15 protein-coding genes and 1 pseudogene are annotated in these 20387 nt (G+C 70.9%); 5 read left to right on the top strand and 11 right to left on the bottom strand.

From position 1 onward, the window contains the following. The first annotated feature begins 131 nt into the window (after positions 1-131). Positions 132-1676 (top strand): nitrilase-related carbon-nitrogen hydrolase, encoded by a 1545-nt coding sequence (locus HEP81_RS38440; RefSeq protein WP_243279745.1) that lies wholly within the window; start codon positions 132-134, stop codon positions 1674-1676. 78 nt (positions 1677-1754) lie between these two features. On the opposite strand, the gene HEP81_RS38435 is transcribed toward HEP81_RS38440, so the two are convergent. Further along, positions 1755-3041 carry a hypothetical protein gene (locus tag HEP81_RS38435; protein ID WP_037663914.1) on the bottom strand — a complete coding sequence of 429 codons (1287 nt, stop codon included), beginning with the start codon at positions 3039-3041 and terminating at the stop codon, positions 1755-1757. 980 nt (positions 3042-4021) lie between these two features. Between HEP81_RS38435 and HEP81_RS38430 the strand changes: the two genes are divergently transcribed. Together HEP81_RS38430 and HEP81_RS38425 are read left to right on the top strand one after the other, a co-directional pair. Continuing rightward, on the top strand, positions 4022-6199 hold the full coding sequence (locus HEP81_RS38430; protein WP_037663916.1) for a discoidin domain-containing protein: 2178 nt from the start codon (positions 4022-4024) through the stop codon (positions 6197-6199). Positions 6200-6363: 164 nt separating this feature from the next. Continuing rightward, complete coding sequence (locus tag HEP81_RS38425; protein ID WP_037663918.1) at positions 6364-7452, top strand: DUF1996 domain-containing protein; 1089 nt, start codon at positions 6364-6366, stop codon at positions 7450-7452. 238 nt (positions 7453-7690) lie between these two features. Here HEP81_RS38425 and HEP81_RS38420 read toward each other — a convergent pair whose 3' ends face one another. The 4 genes and pseudogenes from HEP81_RS38420 to HEP81_RS42820 form a co-directional block, all read right to left on the bottom strand. After that, a complete protein-coding gene (locus tag HEP81_RS38420) occupies positions 7691-7993 on the bottom strand; it encodes a putative quinol monooxygenase (RefSeq protein WP_037663920.1) in 303 nt (100 codons plus the stop codon). A 931-nt stretch (positions 7994-8924) separates the two neighbouring features. Then, positions 8925-9326 carry a hypothetical protein gene (locus HEP81_RS38415; protein ID WP_157854676.1) on the bottom strand — a complete coding sequence of 134 codons (402 nt, stop codon included), beginning with the start codon at positions 9324-9326 and terminating at the stop codon, positions 8925-8927. A 362-nt stretch (positions 9327-9688) separates the two neighbouring features. Beyond that, positions 9689-10036, bottom strand: a complete 348-nt coding sequence (locus HEP81_RS41940) for a hypothetical protein (protein WP_051850732.1) — start codon at positions 10034-10036, stop codon at positions 9689-9691. A gap of 119 nt (positions 10037-10155) precedes the next feature. After that, positions 10156-10239 (bottom strand): annotated as a pseudogene (locus tag HEP81_RS42820) (hypothetical protein); the annotation flags it as partial. A gap of 128 nt (positions 10240-10367) precedes the next feature. Here HEP81_RS42820 and HEP81_RS38400 point away from each other — a divergent pair. Then, positions 10368-10985, top strand: coding sequence for a hotdog family protein (locus tag HEP81_RS38400; protein WP_037663926.1), 618 nt, complete (start codon positions 10368-10370; stop codon positions 10983-10985). A 444-nt stretch (positions 10986-11429) separates the two neighbouring features. Here the strand turns inward: HEP81_RS38400 and HEP81_RS38395 are convergent, their stop codons facing one another. Both HEP81_RS38395 and HEP81_RS38390 read right to left on the bottom strand, forming a co-directional pair. Further along, the gene (locus HEP81_RS38395) at positions 11430-13076 is read right to left on the bottom strand and encodes an amidohydrolase (RefSeq protein WP_037663928.1); all 1647 of its coding nucleotides are present in this window, start codon (positions 13074-13076) and stop codon (positions 11430-11432) included. Positions 13077-13134: 58 nt separating this feature from the next. Then, complete coding sequence (locus HEP81_RS38390) at positions 13135-14631, bottom strand: APC family permease (RefSeq protein ID WP_037663929.1); 1497 nt, start codon at positions 14629-14631, stop codon at positions 13135-13137. A 134-nt stretch (positions 14632-14765) separates the two neighbouring features. Here HEP81_RS38390 and HEP81_RS38385 point away from each other — a divergent pair, with 134 nt between their 5' ends. After that, on the top strand, positions 14766-15470 hold the full coding sequence (locus HEP81_RS38385) for a TetR/AcrR family transcriptional regulator (RefSeq protein ID WP_037663931.1): 705 nt from the start codon (positions 14766-14768) through the stop codon (positions 15468-15470). A gap of 362 nt (positions 15471-15832) precedes the next feature. On the opposite strand, the gene HEP81_RS38380 is transcribed toward HEP81_RS38385, so the two are convergent. The 4 genes from HEP81_RS38380 to HEP81_RS38365 all read right to left on the bottom strand — a co-directional run bounded on the left by HEP81_RS38380 (position 15833) and on the right by HEP81_RS38365 (position 20376). Beyond that, entirely contained in the window at positions 15833-16213 is a 381-nt protein-coding gene (locus HEP81_RS38380) for a MarR family transcriptional regulator (protein WP_154824058.1), read from the bottom strand. A 65-nt stretch (positions 16214-16278) separates the two neighbouring features. Further along, entirely contained in the window at positions 16279-18435 is a 2157-nt protein-coding gene (locus tag HEP81_RS38375; protein ID WP_037663934.1) for a PTS fructose transporter subunit IIABC, read from the bottom strand. A 235-nt stretch (positions 18436-18670) separates the two neighbouring features. Next, positions 18671-19618, bottom strand: coding sequence for a 1-phosphofructokinase (pfkB, locus tag HEP81_RS38370; protein WP_037663935.1), 948 nt, complete (start codon positions 19616-19618; stop codon positions 18671-18673). Beyond that, positions 19615-20376: a DeoR/GlpR family DNA-binding transcription regulator gene (locus HEP81_RS38365; RefSeq protein WP_037663937.1), complete on the bottom strand. Its 762-nt coding sequence runs from the start codon at positions 20374-20376 to the stop codon at positions 19615-19617. Before HEP81_RS38365 ends, pfkB begins: the two co-directional genes overlap by 4 nt. Between the last annotated feature and the right edge of the window lie 11 nt (positions 20377-20387).

The raw sequence follows: 20387 nt of genomic DNA, 5'->3' as shown, positions 1-20387 counted from the left end.
GGTCAGGCTAGACGACCCGGGAGCGCGGCGGATCATCCTCCGGTCGGGCAACGAAAGTTCCGCGCCCGCGACCGGAGTTCGCCACACCGGCCGAGGCGCGACGACACCCCCTCTCCCTAGCGTCGTCCCCTGTGAAGAATCACCCGATACTGAAGAATCACCTGATACGGCAGTACGGCCTGCTGGCCCTCGGCGCGGGGACGATGCTGTTCGCGGTGGGCGGCCGGTGGGACATCGCGGCGGCGGCCTGGCTCTACCCCGTGCTCCTGCTGCGGTTCGCACGACTTGGCCGCGCCTGGTCAGGACCGCTGTGGCTCTGGGCGGCGCATGCCGCCGCGGCCGTCTTCTGGGTACAGGAGTCGAAGATCGGCTTCAACTCCGTGGTCGTCGCGGGCGCCACCGCGCTCGCCGCCCTGCAGACGCTGCCGTACCTGGCCGACCGGCTCCTGGCGGGCCGCCTGCGCCCCGCGCTCGCCACCCTGGCCTTCCCCGCCGGCGTGGCGGCCACCGAGTACCTGATCACCGTAGTCTCCCCGTTCGGCACGGCCTACGGCTCCCTCGCCGTCACCCAGCACGGCGACCTGCCCCTGCTCCAACTCGTCTCGGTGACAGGCCCGTGGGGGATCGGGTTCCTGATCGGTTACGTCGCCGCCGCCGTCAACGGAATCTGGGAACGCCGGGAACACCCTTCGTGGCGCGCGGGCCTGCTGTACGCAGTCCTCCTGCCGGCCGTCGTCCTCGCCGTCGGCGGCGCCCGGCTCGCGCTCACCCCGCCGACGAGTCTGACCGTACGCATCGCGGGTGTGAGCCCCACCCCGGCCGTGACGCGGCACCTCAAGACGGTACTGAGCCGGTACGCCGACACCTCGGCCGGCGTCGCCACCGCCCCCGCCGCACAGGTACAGCCCGCGATGACGGCCGTCGAGGACGACCTGCTGACCGCCACTCGGCGCGAGGCAGCCGCCGGGGCGAAGATCGTCGTCTGGCCCGAGGAGGCCGTCCGCACCCAGGAGTCGCACGAGGCCGCCACCGTGGCCGCCGCGCAGGCCGAGGCCCGCCGCTCGGGCGTCTACCTGGAGATCGGCGTCCGCGTCCACACCGCCACCGCACCCGCGTACGGCCGCAACGAGGCGATCCTCATCGACCCGCACGGCAAGGTGCTGTGGACCTACCAGAAGGCCCACCCCATCCCGGGCTCCGAGAAGTACACTCCGGGCGACGGCCGCGTCCCCGTCGTGAAGACCCCATACGGCCGGCTGGCGAACGTCATCTGCTACGACGCGGACTTCCCCGCCATGATGCGGGTCCGCGCCGACATCATGCTCGTCCCCTCCCACGACTGGCGCGAGTTCGGCGCCCCGCACACCGCCAAGGCGGCTCTGCGCGCCGTCGAGTCCGGCTACGCCCTGGTCCGCCAGGACGCGGAGGGCGTCTCCGCCGCCTACGACAACCAGGGCCACGTCCTCGCCACGGCGGACTACTTCACCTCCGGCGGCCGCCAGACCATGGTCGCCTACATCCCGACGCACGGCACCACCACGCTCTACGACCGCATCGGCGACACCTTCGCCTGGCTGTGCCTGACGCTCCTGGCCGCCTTGACAGCACTGGCCGCCCGACGCCCGCTGAAGTACCGGCGGCCCGGACCGCGCTGCACTTCCATAAGTGGTCGTTAAGGCAACCACATTGGGGGTTTTACCCTGGACACCCCGGGCGCCGTGCCCAGCCCGATCAGACGTTGATCAATCTCAACGTCAACGGCTGTACTGATGTCCGAGGCCGGGGACAGAAGCCAGGCGAGCGACGCCCGTGGCGGCTTTCAGTTCTCCTCTCAGCTTCCGGTTCTCCAGGGTGACGCGCTGGATGTGGCAGGCGGCGAGCGTGAGGGTCTCGGTGAACTCGCGGTTGCGACGCTTGAGTTTGGCGTTCCGGGCGACGAGTCTGTGGTAGCGGGTCGGTTCGCTTGGGGCTCCTGGCGTCGGCCGTGCTGACCGCAGGGCGGCGATCTCCTGTGCGATGTCGGGGAAGTGGCGGCGGAAGGTCGCGTTGCTCATGCCGAACTTCTTCCAGTGCCGCCCAGGACTCGGGATTCGGAGGGGGAGTCGACGCGGCGGGTCATGCGGTCTCCGGGGTGCTGGTGAGGCTGTTGGGCTGCTCGGGGTGCGTGACGATGTCGCCGGTCCAGGGCCGGCCGTCGAGCGAACCGCGGAGAGGACTTTGCGGTTAGGGACTCCCCGCCAGCCCGGCAGCGGTCGGCCGCTGGTGACGTACCTTTCCAGATGATCGGAGATCGCCTGGTGCACGGTGCCGGTGGACCTGTGGAATTTCCGGACCGGAAGCCGCTGGTAGACCCCGATGAACCGGGTCTTCCTCCACTGCTGGTCGGCGGCGATGATGTCGGGGCGGAAGAGGTCGATGAACCGTAGCGCCCGGACGAGCAGCGGTCCGAGAACCTGTTCGGGAATCCGGCTGGTGCGGTTCTCGCCCCGCCTTTGTGCGCCAGCGTCGGGTCCGCCCCACCCGTTGATGTGAATGGGGCAGAAGGGCAGCCAGTCACTGAGGTTGTGCCGCCAGCGCCAGAACAACCGGACTTTCGCCCGGCAGGTTTCGCGCTGTGTCGCCGCATTGGGGAACGGCCCGACAAGGTGCCGCTGGTAGGCGAGAAGGTCGGCACCGGTCAGAGTGGCCAGCCTCTGGCATCGGGGCTCGGCCTGGCTGTCCAGCCAGGTCAGGAAGCGGCGGAGTTCGGTGGACGCGCACCGTACCCCCTCGACCTTGCAGTGCTTATCTCCTTGCGGGAGGGGCCCGGACAGCATGGCGTAAGCCAGTTGCTTGGCGACCGGCCGGGACCGGACCGGGAAGCGGTTGAAGTTCAGGATCAGGTTGCGGCCGCTGCTCTTGTGGATCGCTGGCTGCAGCCGCCAGACGTCATCGCCGAACTGCGAGGTCTCCCCCACGGCGACGCCGTCCCGCAGGGGCCGGTCATGGAGGACGAAGACCTCGTCGCCGGGAAGCGCGACACTGCGGGCGAGGGCGGTCACAGCTGCTCCCAGGGTTCCTCAACCAGATCCAGCAGGGCGTCGGTTGGTTGACCCGCTCCGCGTGCTCGCGTTCCGCGGGGCTGGACTTCGGAAGGATGTCGTGGCGGGCCGCTGCCCAGGCCGGCCCGTAGCGGCGCCACCACGCGGTTTCGCTCATCGTCAGGCGCCGCTCGGCCGGGGCATCCATCAGTCCCAGCAGCCGGGGCGGGTGATCGCGGGTGACCAGGCGGTTCCCGGGCCGGGCACCGGCACACCGCGTCGCGCGGACCGGGGCGCCGAGGTGGGCGTGTCTGGCGGCGTGCCAACGGTACGGTCCTGCGACTCGCCGCCCGGGTGCAACAGCACCTTGAGGTCTTAAATAAAGGCCAAAGAAAAGTGGGTCGGACTGCTTGACCGGGACATGCAGGACGGGCATGGTGCGGGAAAGGAAAGCGCTCTCCAGCGTCGCCTGTCGGCAACATCCATGCGAAGGAGACGACTTCGTGTCCCCGACTGGTATGTCCGAAGCGCAACCACCCCGCGGCAGTGCCTCGTTGCCCGTACGGTGCTCCGACCGACACCCCGAACTTCATGAGCAAGGCGGAGGTCCACCCGGCCGCCGACGCCGGTCGCATCGCACCATCGGCCAACGCCCCGGACCGGAACACGCCCACTCCACGACGAGCGATTCCAGCAGCGCCGCGGCGCTGAACCTCCCCGGGCTCCGCCCGCACGGACAGCGTGAACCGCGCGCGACGCACGGCGACTGCTCGCCGCCTACGACAGCAGCGCGCGAGCTCGTCAACGACACCGGCCGTCAACGAGCCGACAGCAGCACCGTAGCCGCTAGGCCTGTCCCCCACCCCTGACCCCGCGCCGGCGACCATACCGCTTCCGCGCGCGGCCCCGGTGACGACTCCCTCCCCGACCGGTCCGAGCCTGCCCAGCGCTCCGGCCGGTGGGGCCACACCCCCATCGAACCGACTGTCAGGAGCACACCCGTGTCCAGACCGCCCTCCACGACCGTCCCTGCCGCGCATCGGGCCGCTGCATCTGTCCTCGCCGTCGGTGCCCTCCTTGCATCGTTGATCACCGCCGCGTTCGCACCGAGCGCACACGCGGCCGACACCCTGCTGTCCCAGGGCAAGACGGCCACCGCCTCCTCCCAGGAAGGGGAGGGCTACTCGGCCGCCGCCGCGGTGGACGGCGACCTGACGGGCACCCGGTGGGCCAGTCAGTGGAACGACCAGCAGTGGCTCCAGGTCGACCTGGGCCAGGAGTCCGTTCTCAGTCGTGTCGTGCTGACATGGGAGACGGCCTACGGCAAGGACTACGAGATCCAGGCGTCCGACAACGGCATCGACTGGCACGTCCTGAAGACGGTGACCGGCGGCGACGGCGGCACCGATGACCTCACGGTGTCCGGCACCGGCCGCTATGTCCGGATGCAGGGGCTAGCCCGTTCCAGCGGGTACGGGTACTCGCTGTGGGAGTTCCAGGTCTACGGTTCCCCGGCCGACACCACGCCGCCACCCGCCTCCGGCGCCGTCAAAGTCGAGGGAACCCAGGGCAACTGGCGCCTGACCGTGGGCGGCCAGCCGTACACGGTCAAGGGGGTCACCTGGGGCCCGGCCGCGTCCGACGCGCCCACCTACCTGCCGGATGTCAAGGCCATGGGCGCCAACACGATCCGCACCTGGGGCACCGACGGTTCCAGCAAGACTCTGCTGGACGCCGCGGCGGCCAACGGCATCCGCGTGATCAACGGATTCTGGCTCCAGCCGGGCGGCGGGCCGGGAGCCGGCGGCTGTGTCGACTACGTCACCGACACCACGTACAAGAACGCCATGCTCACCGAGTTCGCCCAGTGGGTGGACGCCTACAAGAGCCATCCGGCGACGCTGATGTGGAACGTGGGCAACGAGTCGGTGCTCGGTTTGCAGAACTGCTACAGCGGCAGCCAGTTGGAAGCGGAGCGCAACGCCTACACCAGCTTCGTCAACGATGTCGCCAAGAAGATCCACAGCATCGATCCCGACCACCCGGTCACCTCGACCGACGCCTGGACCGGTGCGTGGCCGTACTACAAGCGCAACGCCCCCGACCTCGACCTGTACGCGGTGAACTCGTACAGCAACGTGTGCAAGGTCCGCCAGGACTGGCTCGACGGCGGCTACACCAAGCCGTACATCATCACCGAGACCGGTCCGGCCGGCGAGTGGGAGGTGCCCGACGACGTCAACGGTATTCCCGACGAGCCGACCGACATCCAGAAGGCGGACGCGTACACCAAGGCGTGGAACTGTGTGACCGGCCACCAGGGCGTGGCCCTGGGCGCCACTCTCTTTCACTACGGCACCGAACACGACTTCGGCGGGGTGTGGTTCAACCTCGTGCCCGACGGCTTGAAACGACTGTCGTACTACGCGGTCAAGAAGGCGTACACGGGCTCGACAGCAGGTGACAACACACCCCCGGTCATCAGCAACATGACCGCCGACCTCGCCTCCTCCGCGCCGGCCGGCGGCGAGTTCACCGTGCACGCCGACGTCCGCGATCCCGACGGCGACCCGATCACATACAAGGTGTTCCTCAGCGGCAACTACGCCAACGGCGACAAGCGGCTCGTCGAGGCGCAGTGGCGCTCGACGGGCAACGGCACCTTCGTCGTCACCGCACCGCAGAAGCTCGGCGTGTGGAAGGTCTATCTCCAGGCGGAGGACGGGCATGGCAACGCCGGCATCGAGACGAAGTCCGTCAAGGTCGTCGCCCCGCAGGTGAGCGGGACCAACGTCGCGCTGAACCGGCCCGCGACCGCCTCCTCCTCCCAGCAGTCCTACGGCGACTGCCCCTGCACCCCGCAGTTGGCCGTCGACGGCAACACCGACACCCGCTGGGCCAGCGACTGGAGCGACCCGCAGTGGTTCCAGGTGGACCTCGGCGCGCCGAAGGCCCTGCACAAGCTCCAGCTCGTCTGGGACCCCGCCTACGCCAAGTCCTACGAGGTGCAGGTCTCGGACGACGGCAGCACCTGGCGCTCGGTGTACTCCACGACCGCAGGCGACGGCGACGTGGACCTCATCGACGTGTCGGCCACCGCGCGGTACGTGCGTCTGCAACTGACCGCACGCGGCACCAGTTGGGGCTACTCGCTCCACGAGCTGGGGGTCTACAGCTGACCGCTGTGCCCCACACGACGATGGCGGAGCCCGAAACAGCGCCCATGCACAGGGCAAGCGGAGAAACTCACGAGGAAGGAACCCGCGGAGGGCACCGCCACCACCGCACCACCCGCGTCACAGACACGTGCGCGGGCCCTCTTCCCCCACGGGCAGGAGACCCCATGAGATCGAGTCCGAAAAGGCTCCCCGCACTCCTCCTCGGCACCGCCCTCCTGGCCGGCGTGCTCGGTGTCGGCACCATCGCCTCCGCTGCTACCGACACCACCGGCAGCGCACCGGCCGCAGCGAGCGCCGTCCACCCGGGACACACGATGGCCGTGTCCACCCAGGCATCCGCCGACGACCCGGACGGCGACGGCTACATACCGGCCGTGCCACAGGTCACCGGCGTCACGCCGTCCTCAGCCGACCCGCCACACCGCTACTTCCACGAGTTCCAGGCCAACTGCTCGGTCACGCACACCGCTCCGGACGACCCGATCGTCTTCCCCGGTCAGCCCGGCAAGTCCCACGACCACACGTTCATGGGCAACACCTCGACCAACGCCTACAGCACCACGGCTTCCCTCGACGGCGGCGCCACAACCTGCAAGGCGCCCGGTGACGCCTCGGCGTACTGGATGCCCTCGCTGTTCAACGGCGAGCAGAAGATCCTTCCGGTCGGTCCGCAGACGATCTACTACAAGGCCGGCGTCACCGACTACACGAGCGTCCGCCCCTTCCCCAAGGGGCTGCGGTTCGTCGTGGGCGACCCCATGCAGAGCAGCGACCAGTTCCGCCACCACCCCGGCTTCGTGGAGGGCTGGGAGTGCGGCGACAGCTACTTCAACGTCGACTTCCCCGCCAGCTGCCCGACAGATGCCTCCGTACAGCTCAACATCCGCTTCCAGGCGCCCAGTTGCTGGGACGGCAAGTACCTCGACACACCGGACCACCACAGCCACATGGCCTATCCGGTGGTCAAGCCGGGCACTAACGACAACGTCTGTCCCGCCGACCATCCGGTGGCGGTGCCGATGATCGAGTTCAAGATGGCGTTTCCGGTGAACGGCGACATGTCCCAGGTGCGCCTGGCCAGTGGCCGCGGCTTCTCCTTCCACTACGACTTCTTCAACGGGTGGGACGATGCCACGCTCAAGGCCCTGGTCGACCACTGCATCGTGGGCGGGCTCCAGTGCGACGCCCGCGGGTACGACCAGACGCACCCAGAGGCAGGCGCAGCCCTGAACGAGGACTACCGCCTGCCCTGACACGGCTGGTTCCGCTCGGCCCGGCCGGCCTCCCACACCCTGCACAGCGCCGGCCGGGTCCTCAAGCCACCGTCACACCGAGCGCTTCCGGCCAGGACCGATACCGGTGGCTGGGGCTTGCCGGGTGGGATCATGGCCCCCGGCGAGTCGTCCGGCGGCTGCTGGTCAGAGCCACTCGCGCGTGTCCGTCACACCGGCACCATTCAGTCCTGAGGATGCCCTACCGATCGGTCCGGGATCATGTCGGGAGCTTCGAGGCGAGTACGTCGACGGTCTCGATCGCGGGCGACACGGTGAACAGCTCCGCTGCCCGCTGCCCGAGCGCCGTGCCCACTCCCCCGGCCAGGTGCGCTTGCCGACCCGCGTCGTCGGGGAACACGTCGAAGATGCCGAACGTGGACGCGTCGAACTGAACGGCGAACCAGGCACGGGTGTCGGGCTCCTGGTCGACAATCGCCTGGGCGGCCGTCAGAAACTGCGCCACTTCTGATTCCTTGCCCGGTTTCGCCTGCACCCGCACCAACAACCCGACCCGTACCACGGCTTCTCCTTCGACTGGTGCCCTCATCTCAATTCCTTGACGAATATTGCAGAGTGGGGAAATTCGATCTTCGGGACACGCCGATCGGGCGCATTTCACACGGGCACGCACAACGCTTCCGGGCCGGCTGCCGGGCCGTCCCGTTCGAACCACGGGGCTCAACGTTGAGTGTCGATCGACGCAGGCAGGCAACGTAGTTGCTGCACGCCGTTTGCCACTGAGTGCCCTCTGGAGCCGGGCCTGCGCAGGAGGTGTCCGGCTGGCCGGGCTGGCCGTGCAACCCCGCCGACACCACGCATTGAAGGTCAGTAATTACGGGAGTTGAGACTCAAGCCTGACGACGTACGTCAAAGTTGATTCCGAGCGTTGATCACCTGATGCCCTCACAGCGGACCGGATTCCTTTGCGTGCTCGTTGCTGCACTGGCGGGGCCGACGAAGCCACCTGGGCGCAGCTGTCGAACGAACAGCAGGAGCGGCTGTCAAAGCCGGGCCTGAAGCCCGTTGAGGTCCCGTCTCCGGCCCGAAGGCCAAGCGCTCGGCAAAGCTGAGCAAGGCGCAGCAGGCGTTCCAGCACGGACTCGCAGCCCTCACGCCGTGGGTCGAGAGGGAGGGCCAACGGCCGGTCCCACGTGGCCCCAGCGAAGAGAGACCCGTCGACGGCGAGAACCCTCTCGAACCAGGCCGTGAACCGGCTGGGCGGCGTGTGGCGGGCTGTCCCCGGCCGTACGAGTCGTACATCCCCGCCCCGGACGGCGTGCTGATCGACGTGGCCGTCGGCAGTCCGGTCGGTCCGCTCCCGCGCTGCCCGGTTTCCCCGATCCCGTCCCACCGCCTCGCCTCGCCTCGACACGGGAACGCTCCAGAATCCGCAGACGCGGATTTCCGCGAAGCTGGTCAATCCAAAGGGTCCACCACACCATTCGCGCCACTCATATCGCGACGGCGAGCACGCATAGCAGCAGCCCCACCATGAGCAGCACCACGCCCGCGCCTCCGACCAGCAGGACGACCGGTCGCTCCTTGTCGAAGTCCATGTCCTTGCGGAGCCCCGTCCGGGCACGCTTCGGATTTCTGGTGTCGTGGACGACCGGCACGACCGTGCCGACGGGGCCGGGCGCCTCCGGCATGTACTCATGGAATTCCCTCTGCGACGCACCCTCCTCGAGGTGCACGGCGAAATACATCCGGTTGTTGGGCCCGCTCGCGTACTCCTCGCGGAGAAAGACCGCCGCCCCCTCAGCGCCGTGATTCTTCAGATCACGCATGAGGCGATATGTCACGTAATTTCCCGACTGGGCCAGCAGGGCAAATAATCCGAACAGCGCGAGCACGATTCCTAGACTCAACAAGAAGCCAGGCATACCCCTCCCCCTCCCGCCTGACCAGCAGGCCCCTTTCCCTATCACCGCACATCGCCGACGTCAACCCTCGCCCAGCGACCGGAGGCTCATATATCCGAGGCCAAGGGAAGACGAAATTCTGAGAAAGGTCGAGGACGTCCAGAAGAGCGTTCTGGAGTCCGTCAACGAGGCCATGGGCCTCAAGGACGTGTTCGAGGCGTTCAAACAGGAGGGCTTCTGGTCCGCGACCACCCTCGCCATCGACGCGCGCCCAGGGCAGGGCCGCGTTGAGCGGACGGTTGGCGTCGTGGGTGTGTTGGCGGAGTCCAGCGGATGCCATTGCACCAGGTCGGTCACCCCGTAGACGCGTTCCAGGTGGCCTTGCCGATGGCGATCCCGGTGACGGTGACGGCCGTGATCCGGCGGATCTCGTCGCGGCCGTACGCGGTGGCACGTGTCCTGTCGTCCGCCTCCCGCTGGGCGGTGACCAGGCCGGTCCCCGTCACCGCGGCGAGCAGGTGGACCTGGGTGCCGTCGGTGCGGCGGGCACCGCGCACGATTCTGCCGTCCACGGTAAGGGAGGGCAGGGGCCGGTCGCTGCTGTTCTCCGCCTGGCCGGCGGCGCGTTCGCGCCCGGCGAGCCAACTTCCGACGGCCGTATCCAGCGCGTCGCCGTCGATGCGCTGGAGGACACGACGCACGGTGGCCTCGGCCGGGGCGACGGGGCCGCGGTCCGGCTCCCTGCATAGGCCTCCGAGCCGGCCAGGACGTGCGGCGGGGCGTCAGGGGCCCACTCCGCGATCGCGGCCAAGGACTTCGCTCCGGCCAGGACCGCGCACGCTGCCAGGGACGGGACGAAGGCGAGTGGGTGGCGTCGGCCCCGGTGCCGCCGTGGATCGGGCACCTGCGCCAGGCAGGTCAGCGGGCGTGGTGATCGGGGACTCCACACCTCATGATCACCGGGAGCCGTGCATTTCGTTTGCCGCGCAGCGTAACCGCCACATAGGTTCACCGCGTCTAGGAGGTGAGGCCGTGACAACGTACGGCACGATCTTGATCCCTGTGCCGCTCGAACGGGCGGCCCCAGTCCTGCACGAGGTCTGTGCAGCCGGCTACGCGACCTCCGCCGGGCCGAGTTTCTGCCTTGCCCATCCGGACCGGTTCGTCGGCGAGAACGATGTCTTCACGCTCGCTGGGCCGATCAGCACCAAGTTGAGCGTCCCGGTGCTGGCGGCCTTTCAGTATGACGGTGACCGACTGAAATTGGAGGTCTGGCGGGACGGGGTTCGCGCGCACCGATACGACTCCCGGCCGGACCGGGACGATGCGAGCGGCAACCGGGCACCCGTGGGCGCGGATCCCACTGCGTTCCTGGACTTCGCCACCGGGCCCGTGAACAGCCACCGCTTGGCCTGCGCGCTGGCGGACACCCCGATCGACGCGGAGGACATGGACGTCGACGGCGAGCCCGGGTACGTCTGGGCCCAGGCCCTGCACTGGGATGTGCTGAGCGCGCTCAGTCACCCGGAGCAGGTGATCCGCCGCGCGCAGTGGGACTACGTCCACATGCGCGGCGCGCCGCAGGCGCTCGCGGAGGTGCTGGGCAGCACCGAACTCGTTGTTCTGGGCACGGGCGATCGCCCGTTCTGAAGCCCCACCCGTGCTCTGGAAGAGTGCTCACGACACGGCACGGCACATGGCGTCCTGCCGGGGGCTCGTCCCGCGCACTCCGCGAGCGGCCCGGCCCCGGCCGACAACGCGCCCGGCATTCGCTGAAACTCCCCACTTCGATGAGCAGCGAACCGTTTGGCGCGACGAGCGTATCTGGCCGTTTTCAAAGATCCCCATCAACGGCGACCTCCCTCGCCGTCCTGCCCCGGCAGGTTCATCAAGGTGTCACCTGTTCGTGCAGCAGTCCCCCTCGCCACCCTGCACGACCCCGTCTCCCACACCTTCTACGACCACTGCCGGGCCCGCGGCAAGACACGCACAGGCACTCCTACCACAACCGCTACCGGATCGCCGCCCGCACCCGCGACACCCCCGGACCCGGCAGCGGGAACCGCGGCTTCCGTCGCGCCGCCGATGCCCGACTCAGCCGAACACCCGGCGGCCGCCCACGAAGGTCTGCTCCACGCGCGTGGCACCGATCTCCTCGGGCGGCCCGGCGAACGGATCACGGTCAAGTACCACCAGATCCGCCAGGAACCCCTCGGCGACCGTACCCGTCTCATGGTCGAGGTGGTTCACGTAGGCGCTGCCGGCCGTGTACGCGCTCAGCGCGTCGTGCAGTCCGATGCGCTCGCCGGGCAGGAAGACCGGCGTCCCCGCGGGCGCTTCCGGCGCCACCCGGTTCACCGCCACGTGGATGCCCTGGAGTGGATCGGGGCTGCTCACCGGCCAGTCGCTGCCCGCTGCGAGCGTCGCCCCTGACCGCAGGAGCGCCCCGAACGGGTACTGCCACGAGGCCCGCTCAGCGCCCAGGAACGGGATGGTCAGCTCGTCCATCTGCGGCTCGTGCGCCGCCCACAGCGGCTGGAGGTTGGCCGTCGCGCCCAGCTCACGGAACCGGCCGATGTCGTCCGGGTGCACCACTTGCAGGTGGGCCAGGTGCGGCCGGGTGTCCGTACGGCCGTTGGCCCGCCGGGCCGCCTCCACCGCGTCCAGCGCCTCCCGCACCGCGCGGTCGCCAAGCGCGTGGAAGTGCACCTGGAAACCGTGGCTGTCGAGCTCGGTGACGTACGTCTTCAGGTCCTCCGGTGGCACGAAGCTGATCCCGCTGTTGTCGGACGCGCACCCGCAGCCGTCCAGGTACGGGCTGAGCAGCGCCGCCGTGCCGTTCTCGGCGACCCCGTCCTGCATGATCTTGACGGTGGTCGAGCGGAGCCGCCCCCTGGTGCCCGCCGCGCGCCGGGCCAGCAACTCCTCGATCTGCTCGGTGCCGCGCGCCCGGTCCCACCACAGCGCGCCGACGACCCGCGCGGTGAGGGAGCCGTCCTCGGCGCAGGCCAGATAGGCGTCAGTGGGATCGGTGAGGTTGGCGTGTTCGCCGAGCAAGGCGTCCTGCCAGGCGGTGATGCCGAGCGAGTGCAGCAGTCGCTGGGCACGCAGCAGCCCGGCCACCCGTTCCTCGCGGCTGACCTGGGGGACCAGACGGCCCACCAGGTTGGCGGCTCCCTCCTGGAGCATGCCCGTCGGCGTGCCGTCCGGATGCCGCTCGACTCGCCCGTCGGACGGGTCGGGGGTACGGGCGTCGAGTCCCGCCCGCTCCAGGGCGCGGGAGTTGACCCAGGCGCCGTGGTGGTCGCGGTTGACCAGATAGACCGGACGGTCGGACACGAGGTCGTCCAGTTCGGCCGCCGTCGGCAGGCCGCCGGGGAACGCCTCCATCGCCCAGCCGCCACCGGTGATCCACTCGGCGTCGGCGTGTGTCCGGGCGTACGCGGTGATCCGCTCCCGGTACTCGGCCCGGGTCGCCGCCCCGCTCAGGTCGCACTGACCCATCTCCAGGCCGCCGCCGACGGGGTGCGCGTGCGCGTCCTGGAAGCCCGGCACCAGCAGCCGGCCGGCCAGGTCCACGACCTCGGTACGCGGGCCGATCAGCTCGCGCACCTCGTCGTGCCCGACGGCGACGATCCGCTCGCCGCGCACGGCAACGGTGGTCGCCCGGGACCGGGCCGGTGAACCGGTGTGGACCGGACCGCCGGTGAAGACCAGGTCAGCGGTAGTGGCGTCGGACATGAGGACAACTCCTGAATTCGATAAGGATGTTACGGGGTGCTGGCGGCTTCTACGGGTGCTACACGGGTCCGCGAGCGTCGGTCGCGGCCAGCGGGACGGTGTCGGTGCCGGCGTCGGTTTTGCATCCGCTGACGAAGTACGGCGAGCGGCGGCGGTACTTGGCGACGGCCGCCATGACGAGCCCCGACAGCAGGATCGCGGTGGGCACCGACAGCATGAACCAACCGTTGTCCGGGCTGAGTTGGAAGTGGTCGCTCATGGTCGCGTAGTCTCGTCCGAGGTAGCAGCCGATGCCCAGCAGCGCGAGCCCGCTCAGGCCGGGCACGACGACCGCGCGCAGCGCCTCGCGGGGCGCCGTGCGCAGCAAGCCTCGGAAGCGCACCGCGCCGGCCAGCGCGGTCAGGCCGTAGTACAGGGCGACCACGAGACCGATCGAGTCCACGGCCGCGAGGATCATCTCGTTCAGCTTGGGGATGGCGAGCGCCAGCAGCGCCATGGCCGCAGCGATCGACGTGACGAGGACGGTGCCGACCGCCGGGGAGCCGTAGCGCGGGCTGACCCGCGTCCACACCTGGCCCATGGTGCGGTCCCGGCCCATCGCCAGCAGCCCGCGCGCCGTCGGGATCACGCTGGACTGCAGCGACGCCACGGCCGAGAACAGCAGTGCCAGCAGCGGCAGGCTCGCCCACGGCTCGTCCGCCAGCTTCGCGCCGAGGTAGGTGAGTGCCTGCGGCCCCTGCTCCAGGAGCTCGGGCAGCGACATCTCACGCTGGAAGGCCACGGACCCGAACAGGAAAAGCGCCAGCATCGTGAACAGCGCGATGAATCCGCCGCGGCCCGCGTCCCCCACGTCGTGGGTCTCCTCGGTGACGCTGAACGCCGCGTCCCAGCCCCAGAAGAAGAACACCGCGAGGACCAGGCCCTGGGCGAAGCCGGTGGCGTCGTGCACGGCGAACGGGTTCAGCCACGACCAGGAGAAACCGTGCGCGCCGGTGGCCATCGCCCAGCCGCAGAAGCCGAGCAGCACTGTGTACTCGAAGACCAGCAGCCACGCCTGGAGCCGAGTCGCCTTGCGCACCCCGGTGACGGCGGTGACCGTGACGGCCGCCAGCACCACCAGGCCGACCAGGGTGGACAGCGCCGTCGAGTTCGGGTCCAGGCGCAAGCCGCCGATCGCGTGCAGCTGGGCCTTGTTCGCGAACTGGAGGAACACCGAGCCGGTCACCGCGCTCGTGTACGCCATGAAGATCAGGGTGCCGACCAGCGTGACCCAGCCGGTGAGGAAGCCGAGCCAGGGGCCGAGCGAGCGACCGACCCAGACGTAGCCGCTGCCCATGTTCCGCTCGTGCCGGTTGAGCCGGGCGTACGCCGTCGCGATGCCGAGGATCGGGAGGAACGCCACCAGCAGGATCGCCGGCGCCTGAGGGCCCACGGTCGCGGCGAGCGAGCCCATCCCGATGCCGATGCTCGTGGTGGCGGCCGTACTGGAGGCCGCGATGGCGATGCCGTCGACGACACCCAGGGAACGCCGCAGGCCGGGGGGTTCACTTCTCATGGACACTCCTGAAACCGGAGAACGGGAGGTGTGGGAGGAGGCTGCGATCAAACCGACCTTGTCAACATTGCGTCAATGGTGTTGACATAAGACGGTCACGGAACGGCTGAGAGCCGTGGGAAGGGGCGCGTACGGTGACGGATGGGCGGATTCCAGCGGAGCGGCGACGGCGCAGACCGACCAAGTCGGGGGTGCTGCTGTCCGAGGACGTGATCGTCGACTGCGCGCTGCGGCTCGTCGGGCAGCACGGCCCGGACGCGCTGAGCGTGCGGCGGCTCGGCGCCGCGCTGGGCTGCGATCCGAGCGCGCTGTACCGGTACTTCCACGACACCGACGATCTGTTGCTGGCCGTCGCCGACCGGATCATCGGCGAGGCGATGGCCGGGTTCGAGCCAGACCGTATGCCGTGGCAGGACGCGCTGCGCGAGATGGCCCTGCGGATCCACCGCGGCTACCGGAAGCAGCCGCGGGTGGCCGCGCTCGCCGCGTACCGGGTGACACGGCGGCCCCACGAGATCAGGGCCGTGGACGCGGGGATCGGGCTGCTGCGCCGGGCCGGGTTCGGCGACGCCGACGCTGTGCGCCACTACTCGGCGTTCGTGGACACCGTGCTCGGCCACGCGGCCCTCGACGCTGCCCACCTGGCGCTCCCGCCGGAGCGCCGCGAGGCCGACGACCGTGCCTGGACCGGCGCCTACGCCGAACTGGCCGGCACAGGCCACCCGCACCTGGCCGCGGCACGCACGGAGTTGCGCCTGATGGCGGGCAGTTCGTTCGAGACGGCGCTGGAACTGATCCTGAACGCGCTGGGCGCGGCGGCTCCGGGGAGCACGCCCTAGGTGTGCTGTCCGGCTGATCACGCGACGCATCACGAGCGGTCGCTGCTGGAGTCGCGCCGCCGCCGGGTGGCCGGGGCGGCGACACCTACCGCGCTGCGGCGGCCCACACCAGCCGCGCTGCGCCAGTACCGACTGCCAGACACGCAGCCGGCCGTATGCCGAGCCGGGTCCTCTTGCCACAACGCCTTCCACACCCGTCCAGGGTTGGACTCGACGGGGCGGCGCGGTCCGATCATGGACTGGCCGAGTCCGACGGGGCGCTTTCGCCGCTCTCCGGTGCGGTGACCAGCCCTACGACCGGGCGGGCACCACGGCCCTCACCCGCCTCGTGGAGGAGCTGTCCGACGCCGACCGGGGGGGCGCTACCGGCTCTGGACCGGCTCCAGCAGGTTCAGGGCTTCCTTCGACGCGTTGAGCACCACCGTCCGTTGGTCGTGCTCGGGCCGGACCCGTTCCACCAGCCGTGCGGCGGACATCGCCCGGACCAGGTTGCTCACGGTGGACGGTGCCACCCGCACGCGTGTGGCCGCAGCGCCGGGGCTGAGGCCCTCGGGCGAGGAGGACAGGACCCGCAGGAGTTCGAGCTGCGCCTCCGGCAGGTCGGGCAGCCCCTCGGCGTTGCGGGTGGCGCGCAGGAGGGCACGCCGCAGCGGTCCCAGAAGTCCGCCCAGTCCCGCCGCGACGCGCGCCGCCTCCGGCGCCTCGGTTGAACACCACGGTCCGGGGCATCGGCCCCGGACCATGACGTATCTCGAAGTGGCGTGAACTGTTCGCAACACCCCAAAGCGGCAGGGCCGCGTCGGGGCCGTCAGGCGGCCACCGGCTGTTCGCGGTCGGCCGACCCAGCCCGCGCCGCCTGCCCGTGCTCGTCCTTCTCCCGCTTGCCGCCCGGGGCGCCCGGGGCGGAGCCGCGCAGGGTCTTGAGGGCGACCACCAGGGCCGTCGAGGCGCACACGCCTGCCGCGACGGCGATCAGGTAGAGGAACGGGTTGCCGATCAGCGGGACCACGAAGACGCCGCCGTGCGGGGCGCGCAGGGTGGCGCCGAAGGCCATCGACAGGGCTCCGGTGAGCGCGCCGCCCGCCATCGCCGACGGGATGACCCGCAGCGGATCGGCCGCGGCGAACGGGATCGCGCCCTCGGAGATGAACGAGGCGCCCAGGACCCAGGCGGCCTTGCCGTTCTCCCGCTCGGTCTCGGTGAAGAGCCGGCCGCGCACAGTGGTGGCCAGGGCCATGGCCAGCGGGGGCACCATGCCCGCCGCCATCACCGCGGCCATGATCTTCATCGCCGAGTCGCTCGGGTCGGAGACCGCGATCCCGGCGGTGGCGAAGGTGTAGGCGACCTTGTTGACCGGGCCGCCGAGGTCGAAGCACATCATCAGGCCGAGCAGCGCGCCGAGCAGCACGGCGTTGGCGCCGCTGAGCCCGGACAGCCAGTCCGTCATGCCCTTCTGCGCGGTGGCGATGGGCTTGCCGATGACGACGAACATCAGGAACCCGACGACGGCCGAGGAGATCAGCGGGATCACCACCACCGGCATGATGCCGCGCAGCGCCTGCGGTATCCGCACCCGCTGGATCGCCGTCACCACGGCGCCGGAGATCAGTCCGGCTGCCAGGCCACCGAGGAAGCCGGCGTTGATGGTCAGCGCGATCGAACCGCCGACGAAGCCGGGGACCAGGCCGGGGCGGTCGGCGATGCCGTAGGCGATGTAGCCGGCCAGGACCGGGACGAGGAAGGCGAAGGCCACCCCGCCGATCTGGAACATCAGCGCGGCCCAGCTGTCGGTCTGGGTCCAGACGAAGTGGTCCATGACCGAGGGGGCCTTGTTGACCTTGTAGCCGCCGAGCGCGAAGCCGATCGCGATCAGCAGACCGCCGGCCGCGACGAACGGGACCATGTAACTGACGCCCGACATGAGCCACTTGCGCAGCTTGGTGCCGTAGCCCTCGCCGGGTTCACCGGTGCGTTCGACGGGGGTGCCGGGGGCGGCCGGGGCGGTCGTCTCACCCCGGGCGGCCTTCTGCCGGATCTCGGCAATCAGTTCGCCGGGGCGGTTGATGCCGGCCTTCACGCCGACGTCCACGGTCGGTTTCCCGGCGAAGCGGTCCTTGTCCCGTACGGGGACGTCGTGGGCGAGGATCACGCCGTCCGCCGCGGCGATCAGCGCCGGGGCGAGGCGGGTGAAGCCGGCCGAGCCCTGGGTCTCGACGACGAGTTCGACGCCCGCCTCCCGGCCGGCGTTCTCCAGCGACTCGGCGGCCATGTACGTGTGCGCGATGCCGGTGGGACAGGAGGTGACGGCGACGATCCTGAAGGGGTGCTCGGGGGTGGGACCGGCGGTGGCGGGGCCCGTTGTGTCCTTCGGGGCGGGTGCTTCCGAGGGGGTGGGGGCCGCGTCCGGCGCGCCCGCCTCCGCCGGTGCCTCGTCGTCGGCCGGGGAGGTCTGCGCGGAGCCCGAGGCCGCCTCACCCGAGGGCGGGGCCGCCTCCGCCTGCGCCGCGGCGGCCTGCTGCGGAGTCACGTCCCCCCGGATCAGCGCCGCCGCCGTCGCCGTGTCGGCGGCCGAGCGCAGCGCGGCCGTGAACTCGGCGTTCATCAGCTGGCGGGCCAGGGCGGACAGGATCGTCAGGTGAGCGTCGTCCGCGCCCGTCGGTGCGGCGATCAGGAAGACCAGGTCGGCGGGGCCGTCCGCGGCGCCGAAGTCGATCCCGGCGGCGCTGCGTCCGAAGGCGAGCGTCGGCTCGGTGACGTGGGCGCTGCGGCAGTGCGGGATGCCGATGCCGCCGTCCAGGCCGGTCGGCATCTGCGCCTCGCGGGTGGCCACGTCGGCGAGGAAGCCCGCCAGGTCGGTCACCCGGCCCAGGGCCGCCATCCGCTCGGCGAGGGCGCGCGCCGCCGCTTCCTTGGTTTCGGCGGACAGGTCGAGGTCGACCAGGTCCGCGGTGATCATCTCGCTCATCGCGGGCTCCTTCGCACGCGTGTCGCCCGAGCGGCGGGGGAAGCCGGGGCGGGGGTGGGGACGGGGATGCCGTGGGGGGCGGCGGGGGCTGGGGCCGGGACCCCGGCACGGGTACCGCGGGGCGCGGCGGAGGCCGTACCGGCCGTGTGGGCCGCGGGCGGAGAGCCCACGGTCGGGCTCCGGGTCCGGATTCGGCGCTGGGTTCCCCGGAGAGCGGCGGGGGCCGTGGGGCGGGTCATGGCGCAGGGTCCGTCAGGGGGCGGTCGAGGGGGACGTCGGCCGTCACCGTGACCGCCGCCGGGGACAGGTCGGCCGGGGTGGGCATCACGCTGCCGGGCAGCTGGACGGCGGCCGCGCCGTGCGCGACGGCCGAGGCCAGGGCCTCGGGGCCCGCGCCGCCCGCGATGAGGAAACCGGCCAGCGAGGCATCGCCCGCGCCGACGTTGCTGCGGACGGCGGCCACCGGCGCGCCGCCGTACCAGGCGCTCGCGCCGGTCACGAGGAGTTGCCCGTCGGCGCCGAGGCTCGCCAGCACCGCGCCCGCGCCGAGCGAGCGCAGATCCTCGGCCGCCTTCAGCGCGTCGCCCACCGTCGCCAGGGGGCGCCCGACGGCCTCGGCGAGTTCCTCGGCATTGGGCTTGACCACGTCCGGGCCCTCGCGCAGTGCCGCCAGGAGGGCGGGCCCGGAGGTGTCCAGCGCGATGCGCACCCCGGCGGCGTGCGCCCGGGCGACGAGGTCGGCGTACCAGGAGGGGGCGAGGCCGCGCGGGAGGCTGCCGCAGCAGGCGATCCAGTCGGCGCCGTGCGCCTGGCGCCGTACGGTCCGCAGGAGCAGTTCCCTCTCCTCCGGGCCGAGTTCCGGGCCGGGCGCGTTGATCTTCGTCAGGACACCGTCCGCCTCGGCGAGGGCGATGTTGGAACGGGTGGTCCCGGCGACCTGGACCGGGGCGACCTCGATCCCCTGCGCGGCGAGGAGTTCGGCGACGAGGGCGCCCGGCGCGCCGCCCAGGGGCAGTACGGCGACGGTGCGGCGGCCGGCGGCGGCCACGGCGCGCGAGACGTTGACACCCTTGCCACCGGGGTCCATGCGTTCGCCAGTGGCGCGGACGACCTCGCCGCGGTCGAGGGAAGGGACCTCGTAGGTGCGGTCCAGGGACGGGTTGGGGGTGACGGTGACGATCATGCGCGGACCACCTCCGTGCCGGCGCGCTCGATGGCGGCGGCGTCCTCTGAGCTCAGGGCGCTGTCGGTGATCAGCAGGTCCACGTCCTCCAGGTCGCCGAAGCGGGCGAAGTGCTCCTGGCCGTGCTTGTCGGAGTCGGCGAGCAGCACCACCCGGCGGGCGGCGGCGACGGCGGCCCGCTTCACGGCGGCCTCGGCGAGGTCGGGGGTGGTCAGTCCGTGCGCGGTGGAGAAGCCGTTGGCGGCGACGAACAACACGTCGGCGCGGATCTCGCCGTACGCGCGCAGCGCCCAGGCGTCCACGGCGGCCCGGGTACGGTGCCGTACGCGGCCGCCGACCAGGTGGAGCTGGAGGCCGGGGTGGTCGGCGAGGCGGGCGGCGATGGGCAGGGAGTGGGTGACGACGGTCAGCTCGCTGTCCAGCGGGAGCGCGGCGGCCAGGCGGGCCACAGTGGTGCCGGCGTCGAGGATCACGGAGCCCTCGACGGGCAGTTCGGCCAGGGCCGCCTTGGCGATGCGGTCCTTCTCGTCGGCCGCCGTGGACTCGCGTTCGATGAGGTCCGGTTCGAAGTCGAGGCGGCCGGCCGGGATGGCACCGCCGTGCACCCGGCGCAGCAGTCCGGCCCGGTCGAGGGCCTTGAGGTCGCGGCGGATCGTCTCCGCCGTCACCTGGAGCTCCTCGGCGAGCGACACGACGTCCACCCGGCCGCCGTCACGGGCGAGCCGGAGGATCTCCTGCTGTCGCTCCGCTGCGTACATGTCCGTCTCCC

Origin of the sequence: Streptomyces griseofuscus (genome assembly GCF_014673495.1) — a bacterium.
Classification (GTDB): Bacteria; Actinomycetota; Actinomycetes; order Streptomycetales; family Streptomycetaceae; genus Streptomyces; species Streptomyces murinus.
The sequence above is the reverse complement of the archived record's forward strand: the minus strand, read 5'-3'. Positions and strand labels throughout refer to the sequence as shown.